The 15281-nt window shown below is 73.7% G+C and carries 16 protein-coding genes and 1 pseudogene; 14 read left to right on the forward strand and 3 right to left on the reverse strand.

The window, feature by feature from the left end:
- Positions 1 to 51 precede the first annotated feature (51 nt).
- Together ACWC9T_RS15350 and ACWC9T_RS15355 are read right to left on the reverse strand one after the other, a co-directional pair.
- A complete protein-coding gene (locus ACWC9T_RS15350; RefSeq protein ID WP_449821538.1) occupies positions 52 to 1596 on the reverse strand; it encodes an AMP-binding protein in 1545 nt (514 codons plus the stop codon).
- Positions 1597 to 1838: 242 nt separating this feature from the next.
- On the reverse strand, positions 1839 to 2846 hold the full coding sequence (locus ACWC9T_RS15355; protein ID WP_449821539.1) for a GlxA family transcriptional regulator: 1008 nt from the start codon (positions 2844 to 2846) through the stop codon (positions 1839 to 1841).
- 110 nt (positions 2847 to 2956) lie between these two features.
- Between ACWC9T_RS15355 and ACWC9T_RS15360 the strand changes: the two genes are divergently transcribed.
- The 13 genes from ACWC9T_RS15360 to ACWC9T_RS15420 all read left to right on the forward strand — a co-directional run bounded on the left by ACWC9T_RS15360 (position 2957) and on the right by ACWC9T_RS15420 (position 13727).
- Positions 2957 to 3901, forward strand: coding sequence for an NADP-dependent oxidoreductase (locus tag ACWC9T_RS15360; protein WP_449821540.1), 945 nt, complete (start codon positions 2957 to 2959; stop codon positions 3899 to 3901).
- A gap of 365 nt (positions 3902 to 4266) precedes the next feature.
- Positions 4267 to 4980, forward strand: a complete 714-nt coding sequence (locus ACWC9T_RS15365) for a hypothetical protein (RefSeq protein WP_449821541.1) — start codon at positions 4267 to 4269, stop codon at positions 4978 to 4980.
- Positions 4981 to 5158: 178 nt separating this feature from the next.
- Complete coding sequence (locus tag ACWC9T_RS15370) at positions 5159 to 5785, forward strand: AAA family ATPase (RefSeq protein ID WP_449821542.1); 627 nt, start codon at positions 5159 to 5161, stop codon at positions 5783 to 5785.
- Between the two features lie 59 nt (positions 5786 to 5844).
- The gene (locus ACWC9T_RS15375; protein WP_449821543.1) at positions 5845 to 6102 is read left to right on the forward strand and encodes a transposase; all 258 of its coding nucleotides are present in this window, start codon (positions 5845 to 5847) and stop codon (positions 6100 to 6102) included.
- Between the two features lie 135 nt (positions 6103 to 6237).
- Entirely contained in the window at positions 6238 to 6783 is a 546-nt protein-coding gene (locus ACWC9T_RS15380) for a GNAT family N-acetyltransferase (RefSeq protein WP_449821554.1), read from the forward strand.
- Between the two features lie 76 nt (positions 6784 to 6859).
- Positions 6860 to 7318, forward strand: coding sequence for a hypothetical protein (locus ACWC9T_RS15385; RefSeq protein ID WP_449821544.1), 459 nt, complete (start codon positions 6860 to 6862; stop codon positions 7316 to 7318).
- Positions 7315 to 7530: a hypothetical protein gene (locus ACWC9T_RS15390; RefSeq protein WP_449821545.1), complete on the forward strand. Its 216-nt coding sequence runs from the start codon at positions 7315 to 7317 to the stop codon at positions 7528 to 7530. The genes ACWC9T_RS15385 and ACWC9T_RS15390 overlap by 4 nt, the downstream gene beginning before the upstream one ends.
- Before the next feature lie 141 nt (positions 7531 to 7671).
- Positions 7672 to 8424 carry a thioesterase II family protein gene (locus tag ACWC9T_RS15395; RefSeq protein ID WP_449821546.1) on the forward strand — a complete coding sequence of 251 codons (753 nt, stop codon included), beginning with the start codon at positions 7672 to 7674 and terminating at the stop codon, positions 8422 to 8424.
- Between the two features lie 96 nt (positions 8425 to 8520).
- Entirely contained in the window at positions 8521 to 9759 is a 1239-nt protein-coding gene (locus ACWC9T_RS15400) for a styrene monooxygenase/indole monooxygenase family protein (RefSeq protein ID WP_449821547.1), read from the forward strand.
- Between the two features lie 176 nt (positions 9760 to 9935).
- Positions 9936 to 10343 carry an archease gene (locus ACWC9T_RS15405; protein WP_449821548.1) on the forward strand — a complete coding sequence of 136 codons (408 nt, stop codon included), beginning with the start codon at positions 9936 to 9938 and terminating at the stop codon, positions 10341 to 10343.
- A 48-nt stretch (positions 10344 to 10391) separates the two neighbouring features.
- Positions 10392 to 11819, forward strand: a complete 1428-nt coding sequence (locus ACWC9T_RS15410; protein WP_449821549.1) for an RtcB family protein — start codon at positions 10392 to 10394, stop codon at positions 11817 to 11819.
- 133 nt (positions 11820 to 11952) lie between these two features.
- Positions 11953 to 12897 carry an ABC transporter ATP-binding protein gene (locus ACWC9T_RS15415; RefSeq protein ID WP_449821550.1) on the forward strand — a complete coding sequence of 315 codons (945 nt, stop codon included), beginning with the start codon at positions 11953 to 11955 and terminating at the stop codon, positions 12895 to 12897.
- Entirely contained in the window at positions 12894 to 13727 is an 834-nt protein-coding gene (locus ACWC9T_RS15420) for an ABC transporter permease subunit (RefSeq protein ID WP_449821551.1), read from the forward strand. The genes ACWC9T_RS15415 and ACWC9T_RS15420 overlap by 4 nt, the downstream gene beginning before the upstream one ends.
- Before the next feature lie 41 nt (positions 13728 to 13768).
- Here ACWC9T_RS15420 and ACWC9T_RS15425 read toward each other — a convergent pair whose 3' ends face one another.
- On the reverse strand, positions 13769 to 15220 hold the full coding sequence (locus tag ACWC9T_RS15425) for a carboxylesterase/lipase family protein (RefSeq protein ID WP_449821552.1): 1452 nt from the start codon (positions 15218 to 15220) through the stop codon (positions 13769 to 13771).
- Between ACWC9T_RS15425 and ACWC9T_RS15430 the strand changes: the two are divergent.
- Positions 15186 to 15281 (forward strand): annotated as a pseudogene (locus ACWC9T_RS15430) (GNAT family N-acetyltransferase); the annotation flags it as partial. The gene ACWC9T_RS15425 and the pseudogene ACWC9T_RS15430 sit on opposite strands and share 35 nt — an antisense overlap.

Genomic DNA, 15281 nt, shown 5'->3' on the forward strand with positions numbered 1-15281 from the left:
CGCCGCGCGAGAGGTCGCCTGCGCGGGCGCTCGAAGCGTTGACGGGGCGCGTCACACCCCCTCGCGCGCCCCTGCGGCGGTGACGGGCCGTCCGGCCCGCTCGTCCACCAGGGCGCGCAGCGCGGGCAGGTCTGGCTTGCCCAGGCTGTTCAGCGGGATCGCGGGGAGGAGCAGAACCGCGTCCGGAGTGCACCGGGGGTCCCCGCGTTCGCCCACCCAGCGGCGCAGCTGCTCCGCCGTCACCCGCGCGCCCGGGGCGAGGGCCACCGCGGCGTTCACCCGCTCCAGACGGTCCGGGTCGGTGGTCGCGAACATCACCGCCTCGCGGACGTCCGGGTGCATCCGCAGGGGTTCCTCGACCGCAAGGGGGAACACGTTGTGCCCCTCGACGATCGCCATCGGGTCCCGCCGCCCGGCCACCGTCAGAAAACCGGCCGCGTCCAGACCGCCCAGGTCACCGGTGTGCAGCCAGCCGTCCCGCAGCACCCGCTCGGTCAGCTCAGGGTCGCGCCAGTAGCCGGCCATCGCGGTCGGGGTGCGCACACAGATCTCCCCGGTCCGGCCGGGCGGAAGCGGTGTGCCCTCCTCGTCCAGGATGCGCACCTCGGTGTCCGGGTACGGACGCCCGGCGGTGATCAGCAGCCGCGGCGCCAGGTGCTCGTCCGGGCTCAGCCGGGAGACCGGACCGCACTCCGTCAGGCTGTAGGTCTGGTGCAGTACCCGCCCCAGCCGCCGGGTCGCCTCCGCCAGCCGGCGCGGCGAGGGGGTACAGCCGGTGTAGCCGACCCGGCGCAGACTGCCGGTGTCGGTCGTGGCCAGCAGCGGGTGGTCCAGCAGCGCGTAGAGCAGATGCGGCGGCAGGTACACCCGCGACACCCGGTGCCGCTCGATCGCCGTCAGCACCTCGCCGGCGTCGAAGCCCTCCTGCAGCACCACCGTGCCGCCCGCCGCCAGGGCGAAGTCCGCCGTCGTACCGCCGCCGTGGCACAGCGGCGTGCAGAGCAGGAACGACGCCCCGGACAGCAGCGCGGGCCGCGGCGGGCGCGCGAAGAGGCGCAGCACGCCCTTCGGCCGTCCGGTGGTGCCGCTGGTGAACCGCACGGCCATCACGTCCTCGGGCTCGTACCGCGGCTGCGAGGGTGCGGGGGAACAGGCCGCGGCGAGCTCCAGCAGGTCCGCGCCGAGTGCCGTCGGGCCGAGGGCGAAGAGGCCGGCGGACGGAAGCGCTCGCGCGATCGCGTCGGCCGCGGCGGAGCAGGCCGACGGATCGAACACGAGCGCCGTCGTCTCGACGAACTCGGCCAGCGCCACCAGCTCGGGAACCGGACTCTCCGGATGCGGCATCGCCACCCGGCACCCGATCAGGTTCGCCGCCAGCCGCACCAACAGCGCCTCCGGCCGGTTCCCGGCCAGCACCGTCACTCCGTCCCCGCGCCCCAACCCCGCCCGCTCCAGCGCACGGGCCATCCGGAACACCGCGTCCAGACAGTCCTGGCCGGTCAGCGCCTCGTCCCCGCGTCGCAGCGCCACCCGCCCCGGGTCCCGCGCCAGTCCGTCCAGCACCAGCCCGGTGTACGTCGGACCTGCCTCTGTCATGCCCACCCTCCCTGTCTGACGGAGCGTCAGCCTAGTGGTGCCGGCGCCGCGAGTGCGCCACGGTCGCGGCGGTCGCGGCGGTAGCGGGGGTTGCGGCGGTAGCGGGGGGATCACACCAGGGCGACGACCAGCAGGACGAACGGCCGCTGCCAGGACTTCCGCTCGTCGGCTTCGTCAAAACGGTGAACACGCGCTCGTGCCGCGGAGGCGGTGGGACTCCTCCGGTATCGCCGTCGCCGGGGTCAGCCGGTGGGGCTGACTGGCTGAGGGCCGGTCGGGTCGTGGTTCCGGCCCTGGAAGGTGCGGCGGTACGCGGCAGGTGAGACGCCGATCGCAGCGGCCAGGTGCTGACGCAGGGAGGAGGCGCTGCCGAACCCGGCGTGCTCGGCGACCTGGTCCACCGGCAGGTCGCTGGACTCCAGTAGCCTGCGGGCGAGTTCGAGCCGCTGGGTGGTGAGCCACTGGCCGGGGGTCTGGCCGGTCTCGGCGAGGAAACGACGGCTGAAGGTGCGCACGCTCATGCCCGCCTGGGTGGCCAACTGGGCCAGCTGGATGGGTTGGTGCAGTTGTCGGAGGGCCCACTCGCGGGCCCGGGCGGTGTCGCTGCCGGTCGCATCGGGGACGGGGCGGGCGATGTACTGCGCCTGTCCGCCCTCGCGCCATGGCGGAACGACGCACATGCGGGCGACCTGGTTGGCGATCTCGCTGCCGTGGTCGCGGCGGATCAGGTGCAGACAGAGGTCCATCCCGGCGGCGGCGCCGGCCGAGGTGAGCACGTCGTCGTCGTCCACGTAGAGCACATCGGGGTCGAGCGGGGTCCGCGGGTACAGCTTGCGGAAGCGCTCGGTGTACCACCAGTGCGTGGTGGCGGGCCGGCCGTCGAGCAGTCCGGTGGCGGCGAGGACGAAGGAGGCCGTACAGATCGACACCAGGCGGGTCCCGGGCCTGAGCTGGGCCAGAGCGGCGGCGACCGGTTCCGCGAGCGGGTCGCTGCTGCCGATCGGGTCGTTGATGGGCGCCACGATCAGGGTGTCGGCAGTGGCGATCACGCTCGCGTCGTGCTCGACGGCGATCGAGAAGTCATTGCTGGTCTGCACCGGCCGGCCGTCCGGGGTGCAGGTGAGCACCTCGTAGAGCCGGCTCCCGTCCGGGCCGTAGGCGAGACCGAAGGCCTTTGCGGGGATGCCGAGTTCGTAGGGCATGACGCCGGGGAGGGCGAGGATGACGACGCGGTGCCTGGCCTGTTGCATGGCCAGATTCTCTCACTTATTGGCAATCTGGCCACTGGTTTCGGTTGATCGGCGGCGTCAGGCTGGAGCAAGCGCTGATCAACCGCGAACGAGACGGGAAGTGATTCAGGATGGCGGAGAAGATGCTGGCCGTGGCCTTCGAAGAGCCGGGCGGGCCGGAGGTCCTGAAGGTCGTGGAACGGGAGCGGCCGGTACCCGGTCCGACGGAGATCCTGGTCCGGGTGCACGCGGCCGGCGTCAACCCGGTGGACTGGAAGACCCGGGCGGTCGGCGCCCTGTACGTCCCCGGGGACGGCATCGTGGGGTGGGACGTCTCGGGCGTGGTGGAGGCGGTCAGCCGCGGTGTGACGATCTTCCGGCCGGGCGACGAGGTGTACGGAATGCCGGGCTTCCCGCGGATGGTCGGCGGCTACGCCCAGTACGTGGCCGCTCCGGCACGCCACTTCGCCCCCAAGCCGGCCGGACTCGACCACGTACAGGCGGCGGCCCTGCCGCTGGCCGCGCTGACGGCCTGGCAGGCCCTGGTGGACACGGCGGCCCTGCGGGAGGGGCAGCGAGTCCTGGTGCACGCGGCGGCAGGAGGCGTCGGGCACCTGGCGGTTCAGATCGCCAAGGCGTACGGCGCGCACGTCATCGGCACGGCCAGCGCGGGCAAGCACGAATTCGTACGGGGCCTGGGCGCGGACGAGGTGATCGACTACCGGGATGTCGACTTCGCGTCGGTGGTCTCCGAGGTGGACGTGGTGATCGACCCGATCGCCGGGGCCTACCAGGAACGCTCGCTGTCGGTCCTGCGGAACGGCGGCACGTTGATCACCCTCCCGGCCCGCGAGACCGAGGCGCTCGCCGCGGCCGCGGCCGCGCGCTCCATCCGTTCGGGCTTCATGCTGGTCGAGCCCGACCGGAGGGCGCTGTTGGCCATCACGGAGCTGGTCGAGACCGGCAGGCTGAAGGTCCATGTCGACGCCGTCTTCCCGCTGGCGGACGCCGCCAAGGCCCACGAGCTCGGCGAAACCGGAAGGGTCACGGGGAAGTTGGTGCTCACCATCGACTGACGGGACGCCATCCATCGCCCGTCGCCTGACGAGACGCGCCAGCCGACTCTTCCGACGGCTCCGGTGCGTCACGCGGCCGGCGACGTGCCGCCCGAGCGCAGCGTGAGCAGGGTGATTTCGCTCGGGGCGAAGACCCGGAAGGGGCCCGGGCGCCGGGCCCCGTGATGCGTTCCGGCACCAAGGGGCTGTCGTGGCTGAGACTTCAGGAGCGCGGGGCGAGCTGGACCGGCTGGGCCGGTCCCTGCGTGGGCAACTGGTCGACCTGATCACTGACCTGACCCCTGGCGCCGACCTCAGCCGGCTGTTCCTCGACGAGCCGTCGGTCGCCGACTGGCACGAGCCGCTGCGTTGCCCAGCTCGGCGGCGTGCGCGCGCAGGACTATTCGGCCGTGTTCCGCGGCGAACGTCCCGTGACCGTCACCGCTGCCGAGACCGCCTCCCGTGCGGCCGTCCTCCTCGGTTCGGCCGGTTGGGGCGTCACGACGTCGCAGGAATACGACGGCGGGAAGCGCTGCAGCGTGGTCGTCGCCCGCCGTGACGGCAATGGCATCCGCATCCGGACGGGCGACCACACGTCCGCCGTGATGTTCAGCGGGCAGACGCCGGCGCTGGCGCTTCACCCGCCGGAACCGTTCCAGTGGCCGGATCCGGTGCGGACGCCGGAGACTGTCACGCCCGGTTACGTACTCTGCTACGAGTGCGGAGGCCTCGGGTGGTGCCGCGGATGCGGTGGCCGTGGGTGGGTGCCCAGCGAGCCCCGTGGACGGACCAACTGCACCGAATGCCGCAGGGAACAGGTCTGCCAGATCCGCCGCGGCGGGGGCCAGTTGACCGTCTTCGGGGCTGTCGCCGTACCAACGGGGCTACTACCCGGGACTGGACTGACGCTGACCGCGGCGCGTGGCGCGTTCGGGGTCGCGCCGGGTGACGTGGTCGGTGCCGAGACCGCGGTATCCGGCCTTGTCGTGCAGGACGTGCCAGATCGCGATGGCGATCTTGTGAATGACGGCGGCGGGTGCGCGTTGCCGTCCGCGTCGAGCGGCGATTCGGGACCCTCACCGCGACCTGCCCGGAGATGACCGAACTCACGCGGCTCAGCCACTCGTTCGCCCCGCCCGTCACGATCCCGTTCACGATCCACGCGCCGAGTTCTTCGGTCATCCGTGGCGGCCGCGGCGCCACGGGGACCGCAGATCGGGCGTGACGGGCGGGCAGAGGGTGTTGTTAGGGTTCCCGGTCGGATGCGAACGGGGAGTGGTGGGCGGCGAGGTGGATGTGATGGTGGCGCCGCGGGGGGTGGTGGACCTGCGGGGAGCTGGTGGGGCGGGCTTCGTGGTGGCGTATCCGACTGATGCTGTGGTGGTGGTGTCCGGGCTGCCGGGGGCTGGGAAGAGTACGTTGCTGCGGCGCTGGTGCGGGGGAGGGGGTGTGGTGCGGGCGGTGGATCCGCGGGCGGTGCACGAGGCTTGTGAGGCGGTGATGCCGGGGTGGCTGCCGTACGGGGTGTACCGTCCGTGGGCGCGGGTGGAGCACTTCCGGTTGTTGCGCAGGTCGGTGCGGCGGGGTGGGCCGATGTTGGTGCATGACTGCGGCAGCCGGGCGTGGATGCGGCGGTGGCTCGCGCGGGAGGCCGAGCGGCAGGGGCGTGAGCTGCATCTGGTGTTGTTGGATGTCGGCGCGGACGCCGCGCTTGATGGGCAGCGGGCGCGTGGGCGGCATGCCTCGGCCCGGGTGTTCGCCCGGCACCGTCGGGGGCTGGAGCGGCTGTTGGCGGCGTTTGCAGTGGGCGGGTCGATGCCGACGCCGGAGGCGGTGTCGGTGCTGCTGCTTGATGGGGTCTCCCGTTCGCGGGCGGAGGCGGTTCGGTTCGGTGCCGCGCGTTGAGGTTGGCTGCGGGCGCGGAGTCCAGAGGGCGTCGGCTTCTCGGCCGTGGACGGCCGAGCTTGCAGGTAGCGCCCAACCGGCCGCGCGGGACGTGTGCGCCCACTTCCGCGCCGAGCTGCGCGAGTTCAACGGCGAGCGCGGCCGGCAGCCTCAAGGGCGTCTCTGCCCCCAGGCTCCGCCAGGAGTACGACGACCACATCCGCAAGTACCTGTGGGGAGACCACTTCCGGTCCCCTGCCTGTTTCGCCGCATCCTGCGGCGCTGCCCCGCTGTCGATCACCAAGGAATACATCGAGGACCGGAAGCGTCCCGACTGAGCTGGGCGACTCGGAGCGACGCGGCGGCGCTCCGCGCCGCCCAGCTCAGGGAAGCCGTTCCTCCTGATGGCTAAAGCCACGGGATTCCTGGCTCGATCGCGTTGAATCGCGGTGGCGGAAGGGGAGGATGGATGGATGGTGACGATCGATACCTCCCGTCTGGTCCTGCGTCGTTGGCGCGAGAGCGATGTGCCGGCGATGGCCGCGGTGAATGCGGACCCCGAGGTGATGCGGTGGATCCGCGACGGGAGGGTCCTCACCCTGGAGGAGACGCGGCTGGCGATCGAGCGGATTGAGAAGGGCTGGGACATCGAGGGCTTCGGCCTGTTCGCGGTGGAGCTGCGGGCGACCGGTGAACTCGTCGGGTTCACGGGCTTGGCCGTTCCGTCCTTCCTGCCCGAGGTGCTGCCCGCCGTCGAGATCGGCTGGCGGCTCGGCCGACCGTTCTGGGGTCGGGGCATCGCCACCGAGGCGGCGACGGCGGTGCTGCGGTTCGCGTTCGAGGGGCGCGACCTGGAGCGGATCATCAGCATCGCCCAGGCTGGCAACTCCGCCTCCGAGCGTGTCATGGCCAAGCTCGGCTTGCGGCCCGAACGCGAGACGACCGTCCCGGGTAACGGCCGCGTCGTGCGGGTCCACGAACTGACCCGCGTGGAATATCTGGCCCGTCGTCAGGCGTGAGCGGGAAATCCGTTCGCCGCGCGTAGTCGCTCGGCCCTACGCTCGGTGCGCTGAAGGGCCGAGCACGGGGGAGCGCATGAGCAGGGCCGAGGTCGTACGGGCAGCCAACGGGTTGGGAGAGCGTTGGCTGGAGCAGCTCGACCCGCAGGGCGGGACGGTGCTGATGCCGGCCGGGGTGTGGCCGCTGCTCGGGTTGCTGGCACCGGCCGGGAGCGTCCCCGTTCAGGGCGAGTTGGTGGAGGCGCTCGGGTTGCCGTCGGTGGTCGCCGCGGAGCGCGCCCGTGAGATGTTGGGCCTGCTGCGGGGGATCCCGGCGGTTCGGACGGCGCTGGGGCTCTGGACGAACGACCGGCTGCGGCTGCGCCCGGAGTGGCGGGCGGGGCTGCCGGCGGACGTGCACGGGCGGCTGACCGGCGATGCCGAGCAGGACCGCAAGCGGCTGGACGCCTGGGCGGTGCGGGAGACCGACGGAACAGCGCCCGCCAGCGGGCCACCGCGACCTTCGGCCGGCGCGGGTTCCGGGCCTCCTCGGTGACCGCCCTGAGCGCGGCGGCCGGGAGCGCCGCGGGCGCCTACCGGCCGCCGCCGTACCTTCAGCGGCTCGCCCGGGTGAGCTTCGCCCGCCCCTTCGGGTTCCTCGCCGTCCACCGCCTCTCCGGGCTGGTCCTGGCGGCCGGCTGGGTGACCGAACCCGACCCGGCCGTCGACCCCTGGGCGGGCCTGGTGGACGAGTCGGAGGAGGACTGAGGAGGGGGCTGAGGGCGCGTGACGGACGGGTGTGACCTGAGGGCGTGATCCGGGTAACACACCGTAATCGCCCCCATCGCCGCGAGCGCACTGCGAAACTGGGAAGAGCAGAGTCCGTCACGGAGAGAGGCCACACCCCGCATGCCCAGCAGCGCCGCCGTCGACAACCCGTGGTTCCGCCGGTTCAACCCGTCCGACTCCGCACCCGCCCGGGTCGTGATCTTCCCGCACGCCGGTGGCTCGGCCAGCTACTACCTGGACCACGCCAACGCGCTCGCGCCGTACGCGGACGTGCTCGCCGTCCAGTACCCGGGGCGGCAGAACCGCTTCGCGGAACCGCCGATCGACTCGGTGCCGGAGCTCGCCGAGCAGGCCTACCGGGAGCTGCGGGAGTGGGCGGACCGGCCGCTCACCTTCTTCGGGCACAGCATGGGCGCGGCCGTCGCCTTCGAGGTGGCCCGGTGCTTCGCCCGGGACGGTCTGGCGGGGCCCGAGCGGCTGTTCGTGTCCGCGGGCCGCGCGCCCTCGCTGCCCCGGGACAGCCGGATGCACCAGCTGTCGGACGACGGCATGCTCAAGGAGATCGTCCGGCTCGGCGGGACGGACGAGCGGATCCTCACCATCCCGGCGCTGCGCGAGCTGATCGTCCCGGCGCTGCGGGCCGACTACACCGCCATCGAGACCTACTGCGCCGCCCCGGACGCCGTCGTCACCCAGCCGATCGTCGGCCTGGTGGGGGAGAGCGACGGCAACGCGACGGTCGAGCAGGTCGCCCAGTGGGAGCGGCACACCACCGGCGGCTTTGACCTGCGGGTCTTCCCGGGCGGGCACTTCTACGTGGCGGACCAGGTCGATGCCGTGGTGCGGGTGATCATCGCACATCTGCTCGGTTAGAACCGCCGTCGGAACCGCCGTCAGAACCCTGCCGGAGGCCTGGCGGCTGGGTTAGGGTTCGCTGACGTCACGTCAGCGAACCCTCGGGAGGCCCCCATGCGTCGGATCGCCGTCGTCGGAGCGGGCCAGGGCGGCCTGCAGCTCGCGCTCGGGCTGGTGGCCGACGGGTACGGGGTGACGCTGGTGGCCGAGCGCACGCCGGAGCAGGTGCGCGGCGGGCGGGTGCTGTCCACCCAGGCGATGTTCGGCCCGGCGCTGCGGATCGAGGCGGCCGCCGGGCTGGACCTGTGGGCGGGCGAGGCGCCGGCGGTCTCCTCGGTGGAGGCGGTGCTCGCGGCGCCGCCGGCCACCCGGGCGCTGGAGTTCATCATGACCCTGGACGAGCCGGCCCAGTCGGTGGACCAGCGGATCAAGCTGGCCCGCTGGCTGGAACTGCTCGCGGAGCGCGGCGGCCGGGTCGAGTACCGCTCGCTGGACCGGGCCGGGCTGCACGAGCTGGCCCACGGGCACGAGCTGACCGTGGTCGCGGCCGGTCGCGGAGAGCTGGCCGGGATCTTCGAGCGGCACACCGTCCGCTCGCCCTTCGACCGGCCGCAGCGATCCCTCTCCTGCCTGTACGCGCACGGCGTGGGCTCGCCCGACCCGGCCGCCGGCCCCAGGGCGCGGATGCACGCCCTGCCCGGCCTCGGCGAGCTGTACCTGCAGCCGGCCCTGACGCTCTCCGGGCCCTGCGACATCCTGCTCTGGGAGGCGCTGCCCGGCGGGCCGCTGGACGCGTTCGGTGACGGCCCGACGCCCGAGGTCCAACTGGCCCGGCTCCGCGAGCTGTTGGCCGAGTACCTGCCCTGGGAGGCGGAGCTCTGGCGGGAGGCGGAGCCGACCGACGCCCGGGCCGGGCTCTGCGGCGCGGTGACCCCGACGGTCCGCCGGCCGGTGGCGGAGCTGGGCTCGGGTGTGGATGCCGTCCATGTGCTGGGCCTCGGCGACGCCGTGGTGGTCAACGACCCGATCACCGGCCAGGGCGCCAACGGTGCGGCGCGTGCGGCGGAGGCGTACCGGCGGGCGATCGTCGAGCACGGCGACGCCCCGTTCACGGCGGACTGGATGTGCCGCACCGCCGAGCGATTCTGGCAGCAACACGCCCGCCACACCGTCGAGTTCACGGCAGCGATGCTGACCGTGCCGGACCACCTGCAGGGCGTCTTCGCGGCCGCCGCCGAGCACGAGCAGGTCGCCCGTCGGCTCGCCAACACCTCCGCCGAGCCGAGCGACCACGCCGCCTGGCTGGCCACGCCCGAGCTGACCGCCGCGTACCTCTCGTCGGTCGGGAACTAGGGACTGTCCGGTGGGTCTTGGCGGACCCGGCAGGGATCCGCAAGGCAGGACCTGGCCGCACTTGCCCCCGGACGGCCCCTGGGACGACGCTGGAGGGAAGACGGCAACGGGTGCGGGAGGCGTCGCTCGTGGACGGACACGGGCCCGCGGGCCGGTCCGGCCGCGGCCACCGGAGCGTGCCGCACACGGCGGACCTGCGGGTGGAGGCCTGGGCGCCGACGGCCGAGGGCTGCATCGGCGAGCTGGTGCTCGCCGTCGTGGGCAGCTTCGCGGACCTGTCCGGCGCGCGGATCGTCGGCGAGCGCGGGTGCATCGTGCTCGCGGTGAGCGACCCGGACCTGCTCGCGGGCGTGCTGGAGGAGGTCATCTACCGGATGGACGCCGACGGTGAACTGCCGGTCGCGCTCGCCTTCGGCCCGATCAGGGGCCTGGACGGCGCCCGGAGCGTCGAGGTCCGGTTCCGGATGGCCGACGCCGCCACCGCCGCGGTGGTCGGCGCCGTGCCGAAGGCCGTCTCGCTGCACGGCCTGGAGCTGAGCGCCGGGCCGGACGGTTGGACCTGCTCGGCCACCGTGGACGTCTAGGACGTGCGCTGTGCGAACGGCGCGCACTGCGGGAGCGGGGTGAGCGAGGTGGAGATCGTACTGACCGAGGCGGGCCGCTGCCGCTGGCGGATCGAGCAGCGCCCGCCGATGCGGGTGCCGGGCGTGGTGTTCGCGACCGACGTGCTGCTGCCGCAGGCCGCCGGGGACAAGGCGCTGGAGCAGGTGGCCAACGTGGCGACGCTGCCCGGGATCGTCCGGGCCTCCTTCGCGATGCCCGATGTGCACTGGGGCTACGGCTTCCCGATCGGCGGGGTCGCCGCCACCGACGTCGAGCAGGGCGGGGTGGTCTCGCCCGGCGGGGTCGGCTTCGACATCTCCTGCGGGGTCCGGCTGCTCGCCGCCGGGGTCTCCCGGGACGAACTCGGCGCCGAGCGGATCCGCCGCCTGATGGACCTGCTGGACCACACCGTTCCGCGCGGGCTCGGCCGCGGCGGCCTGTGGCACCTCGCCGGGCCGGAGGAACTGGACGAGCTGCTGCTCGGCGGCGCCCGCTACGCCGTGGAGCACGGCCACGGCGTGCCGCGCGACCTGGCGCGCTGCGAGGACCGCGGCGTGCTGGCGGGCGCGGCCCCCGGCGAGGTGAGCACCCGGGCCGTCGAACGCGGGCTCCAGCAGGTCGGCAGCCTCGGCTCGGCCAACCACTTCCTGGAGGTGCAGGCCGTCGACAAGGTGCACGACCCGCGGACGGCGGCCGCCTTCGGGCTGCGGCCGGGCCAGGTCTGCGTCATGATCCACTGCGGTTCGCGCGGCCTGGGCCACCAGATCTGCACCGACCACGTCCGCGCTATGGACCGCGAGCTGCACCGCTACCGGATCGAGCTCCCGGACCGCCAACTGGCCTGCACCCCGGTCGACTCCCCGCGCGGCCGCGCCTACCTGGGCGCCATGACCGCCGCCGCCAACTACGGGCGGGCCAACCGCCAGCTGCTCTCCGAGGCCGCCCGCCGCGCCTTCGCCACCGCGCTCGGGGTCGGGCTGGAGCTGGTCTACGACGTGTCGCACAACCTCGCCAAGCTGGAGACCCACGAGGTGGACGGGGTGGCGCGGAAGCTGTGCGTCCACCGCAAGGGCGCCACCCGCGCCCTGCCGCCCGGCGACCCCGACCTGCCCGCCGACCTGGCCGAGGCCGGGCAGCCGGTGCTGGTGCCGGGGACGATGGGCACCGCCTCGTACGTCATGGTCGGGCTGCCCGGCAACGAGGCCTTCCGCTCCGCCTGCCACGGCGCCGGGCGGGTGTGGAGCCGCCACCAGGCGCTGCGGATGGTGCGCGGCGAGCGGCTGAAGGGCGACCTGGAGGCGCGCGGCATCGCGGTGCGGCCCACCTCGATGCGGGCGCTGGCCGAGGAGACGCCCGAGGCGTACAAGGACGTGGACGCGGTGGCTGCCGTCACCGAGGCCGCGGGGCTGGCCCGGCAGGTGGCCCGCCTGGTGCCACTGGGCGTGTGCAAGGGGTGAGCGGCAAGGGGACGGCAACGGGGGAACGGCGAGGAGGGCGGGCACAAGTTCCGGCCGTGTCTCTCGACTCGCCCGGGGCGCCCGCGCTTGGATGTCCCACACGCATCCGAGGAGCCGGCCACAGGAGGTGGGCATGCCGGGGAACGCAACCGCACCAGTGATCGAACTGACCGCGCTCACCAAGCGGTACGGTGCCACGATCGGCATCGAGGACCTGGACGTGACGGTCGGGGCCGGTGAGGTGTTCGGCCTGCTCGGCCCCAACGGCGCAGGCAAGACCACCACCCTGCGCTGCCTGGTCGGCCTGCTCAGCCCCAGTGACGGCCGGGTGCGGGTGCTCGGCCTGGACCCGGTGGCCGACCACCGACGGCTCGCCCCCGCGCTCGGCTACCTGCCCGGCGAGCTGCGCCTCTACCCCGAACTCACCGGGCAGCAGACCCTCGACCTGCTCGCCGCCCTCCAGGGCGCCCCGGTGCCCCGCCAACGCGAGCTGTGCGAACGACTGAAACTCTCACCGGCCGACCTCGCCCGCCCGGTGGGGGAGTACTCGCGCGGCATGAAGCAGAAGCTCGGGCTGGTCCAGTCGCTCCAGCACCGGCCCGCCGTGGTGGTGCTGGACGAACCCAGTGAGGGGCTGGACCCGCTGGTCCAGGAGACCTTCTTCGAACTGCTCGCCGAGGAGACCGTGGCCGGCCGCACCGTACTGCTCTCCAGCCACGTCCTGCCCGAGGTGCAGCGGACCTGCGGCCGGGTCGCCATCGTCCGCCTGGGCCGGCTGGTGACCGTCCGCTCGGTGGCCGAGCTGCGCCAGGCTCGGGCGCGACGGGTGCGCCTGGTCTTCGCCGACGGGCAGGGCGCCCGTCCGCTCGGCGCCGCCGAACGCTGGTCGCCGCGCTGGGACGGCCGACGGGTGGAGCTGCTGGTGCCGCCCGACGAGGTGGTCCCGGCCGTACGGAGCCTGCTGGCCGAACTGCCGGTCGCCGACCTGACCGTGGAGGAGGCGGGCCTGGACGAGGCCTTCCTCGACCTCTACCGCTCGACCGACCAGGAGGCCGTCGAAGGGGAGGAGGCGCGATGACCGCGGCCACCGTCAGCCGCCGCCTCCCCCTGGTCTGGCTCGCCCTGCACCGGCGGCGCCGGATGCTGCTCAGCCTGCTGCTCGGCATGGTGGTCTTCGAGACCCTGATCGTGGTGATCGCCGGAACCGTCCCGCCCACCGAGCTGTTCGGCGCCCGCCGCACCCCGCCCGGCGCGTTCAAGGCCTTCAGCGGCTCCAACGGCGATGTCTCCATCGCCAGTTACCCGGGCCTGCTCGGCGCCGGGCTCACCCACCCGTTCTGGATCGCGCTCCAGCTCACCGCGATCGGCGCGCTCGGCGCCGCCGCCGTTGCGGCCGACGTCGAGTCCGGCACCATCGAGCTGCTGATGACCCGTCCGGTCTCCCGGCGCCGACTGCTCGCCGAGCGGGCCGGGGCGCTGGTCGCCGCCTCGGTGCTGCTCAACGCCGCCGCCACGCTGACCGTCGCACTCGGCGTGGCCTTCTCCCCGAAGTTGCGCGACGCCGTCCCGGAGGGCGGGGTGTTCACCGCGGGACTGCTGGGCTGCGCCTTCGCGTTCTGCCTGACCGGGCCGGTGCTGGCGGTGTCCGCGCTCAGCCGGAGACGGGCGCATGTGATCGGCGCGGCCGTCGCCCTCGGCGCGGTCGGCTTCGCGCTCAACTTCGTCGCCCTGGCCTGGTCCCCGGCCGAACCACTGCGCTACCTCAGCCCGTTCCACTACTACGCGCCGGGCGACGTGCTCGCGCACGGCGGGGTGCCGTGGGCGGCGCTGGGAGTGCTGCTCGGGGTGGGGCTGCTGGGGCTGCTGGCGGCGTTCCGGCTGCTGGAGCGACGGGATCTGGCGATCTGACTCCGCTGAGCCCGCCGTTCTCGCCGTTCTCGCCGTTCTCCTCAGACGAGGTCGAAGGCGGTGGGGGTGTGCCCCGCCCAGATGGCCCGGGAGGACTGCTCGGGGTAGCGGACGGTCCCGGAGCGGACGTCGAACACCCGGGTGGGTTGCTGCTCCGGCTCGTAGGCGGCCCAGCCGGGGTCGCCGGTGCAGACGAAGCGGATCCACGCCTGTCGCAGTGCGCAGGAGACCTCAACGGCCTCCGGGCCGGGCGGGTCGCCGAGGAACTGCCTGCCCATCGCGGTGTCCAGGGTGCCGAAGGCCAGCGGGATGTCCAGCCCGTGGCAGGCGCCGAGCACTCCGCCCATGGCGGGGGCGGGGAAGGCCAGCTCGAAGAGGTAGGAGCTGCCGCCGGCCGCGGCATTGCCCTCGGCCAGGCGGAGCGAGGGCATCCGGAAGAGGGCGTCGGAGCTGACTGCTTCGAGCAGTTCCCCGGCGTCGGCCCCCGGGTGGGCGGTGCGGTAGGCGTCCGGGCCGGCCGGGTGCGGGGCGAACAGGTCCAAGGCGGTTCGGGCCTCCTCGTCGGTGAAACTGCCGTGTCGCCCGGCGAGGACGCTGAACAGCCGGAACTCGTCGCGGGTGTGGCCGACCAGCAGCTCGGTCCCGTCGGCCCGTCCGGCGGCGAGGGCGGCCCACGGCTCCTCGCGCAGCAGCTCGCCGTCGACCACCGGGGTGGTGGCGATGCCGCTCTGCGCCAGCCGTCCCCAGCGCGCGAGGTGCCTCGGGAGCGCGGTTCCGAGGTCGGTGACCGCGGCGGCCAGACGCCAGGGGTCGACCTCGGCCAGGGCGGTGGCGGTGGGGGCCGTGCCGAGTTGTCCGGCCAGGGCGGCGGTGACTTCGGCGGCCAGCGCGGGGGTGCAGAGGTTGCCCGGGACGCTGTGGGCGACGGCTCGGCGGAACAGGCCGCCGGCCCGGCTCGTGGTCAGCAGCGCGGCGACCGATCCGGCACCGGCGGACTGGCCGGCGACGGTCACCCGGTCGGGATCGCCGCCGAACGCGGCGATGTTGCGCTGGATCCACTCCAGGGCCGCGATCTGGTCCAGGAAGGCGCGGTTGGCCGGGGCGCCCGCCAGCAGCGCGAAACCCTCCGCGCCCACCCGGTAGCTGACGCTCACCACGACCAGCCCGGCCCGGGCCAGCTCGGTGGGGTCGTACAGCGGGTCGCCCGAGGTGCCGGAGATGTACCCGCCGCCGTGGATCCAGACCAGCACCGGCAGCCCCGCCGTGCCCGGGTCGGGGGTGCAGACGTTGAGCGTGAGCCAGTCGGTGCCCCGGGCTGGTTCGGCGGGCAGCGGGCCGGACTGGGGGACGCCGGGGCCGAACTCGTAGGCCTCGCGGACGCCGTCCCAGCGGTCGGGCGGGGCGGGGGCGGCGAAGCGGAGCGGTCCGACCGGCGGTTGGGCGTAGCGGATGCCGCGGATGACCCGCGCCGAACTCGGCGTCGAGGAGAGCAACCCGCGCGCTCGCGCCCTCTACGAACGCCTGGGCTACCGGGCCTTCAGTCGCGAGCTCGAC

This window comes from Kitasatospora sp. NPDC001159, from assembly GCF_053598235.1.

Excerpts from the sequence above, each read along its gene's own strand:
- ACWC9T_RS15350 (WP_449821538.1), bottom strand. The coding sequence starts at position 1,596 with ATGACAGAGGCAGGTCCGACGTACACCGGGCTGGTGCTGGACGGACTG.
- ACWC9T_RS15355 (WP_449821539.1), bottom strand. The coding sequence starts at position 2,846 with ATGCAACAGGCCAGGCACCGCGTCGTCATCCTCGCCCTCCCCGGCGTC.
- ACWC9T_RS15360 (WP_449821540.1), top strand. The coding sequence starts at position 2,957 with ATGGCGGAGAAGATGCTGGCCGTGGCCTTCGAAGAGCCGGGCGGGCCG.
- ACWC9T_RS15380 (WP_449821554.1), top strand. The coding sequence starts at position 6,238 with ATGGTGACGATCGATACCTCCCGTCTGGTCCTGCGTCGTTGGCGCGAG.
- ACWC9T_RS15385 (WP_449821544.1), top strand. The coding sequence starts at position 6,860 with ATGAGCAGGGCCGAGGTCGTACGGGCAGCCAACGGGTTGGGAGAGCGT.
- ACWC9T_RS15395 (WP_449821546.1), top strand. The coding sequence starts at position 7,672 with ATGCCCAGCAGCGCCGCCGTCGACAACCCGTGGTTCCGCCGGTTCAAC.
- ACWC9T_RS15400 (WP_449821547.1), top strand. The coding sequence starts at position 8,521 with ATGCGTCGGATCGCCGTCGTCGGAGCGGGCCAGGGCGGCCTGCAGCTC.
- ACWC9T_RS15415 (WP_449821550.1), top strand. The coding sequence starts at position 11,953 with ATGCCGGGGAACGCAACCGCACCAGTGATCGAACTGACCGCGCTCACC.
- ACWC9T_RS15420 (WP_449821551.1), top strand. The coding sequence starts at position 12,894 with ATGACCGCGGCCACCGTCAGCCGCCGCCTCCCCCTGGTCTGGCTCGCC.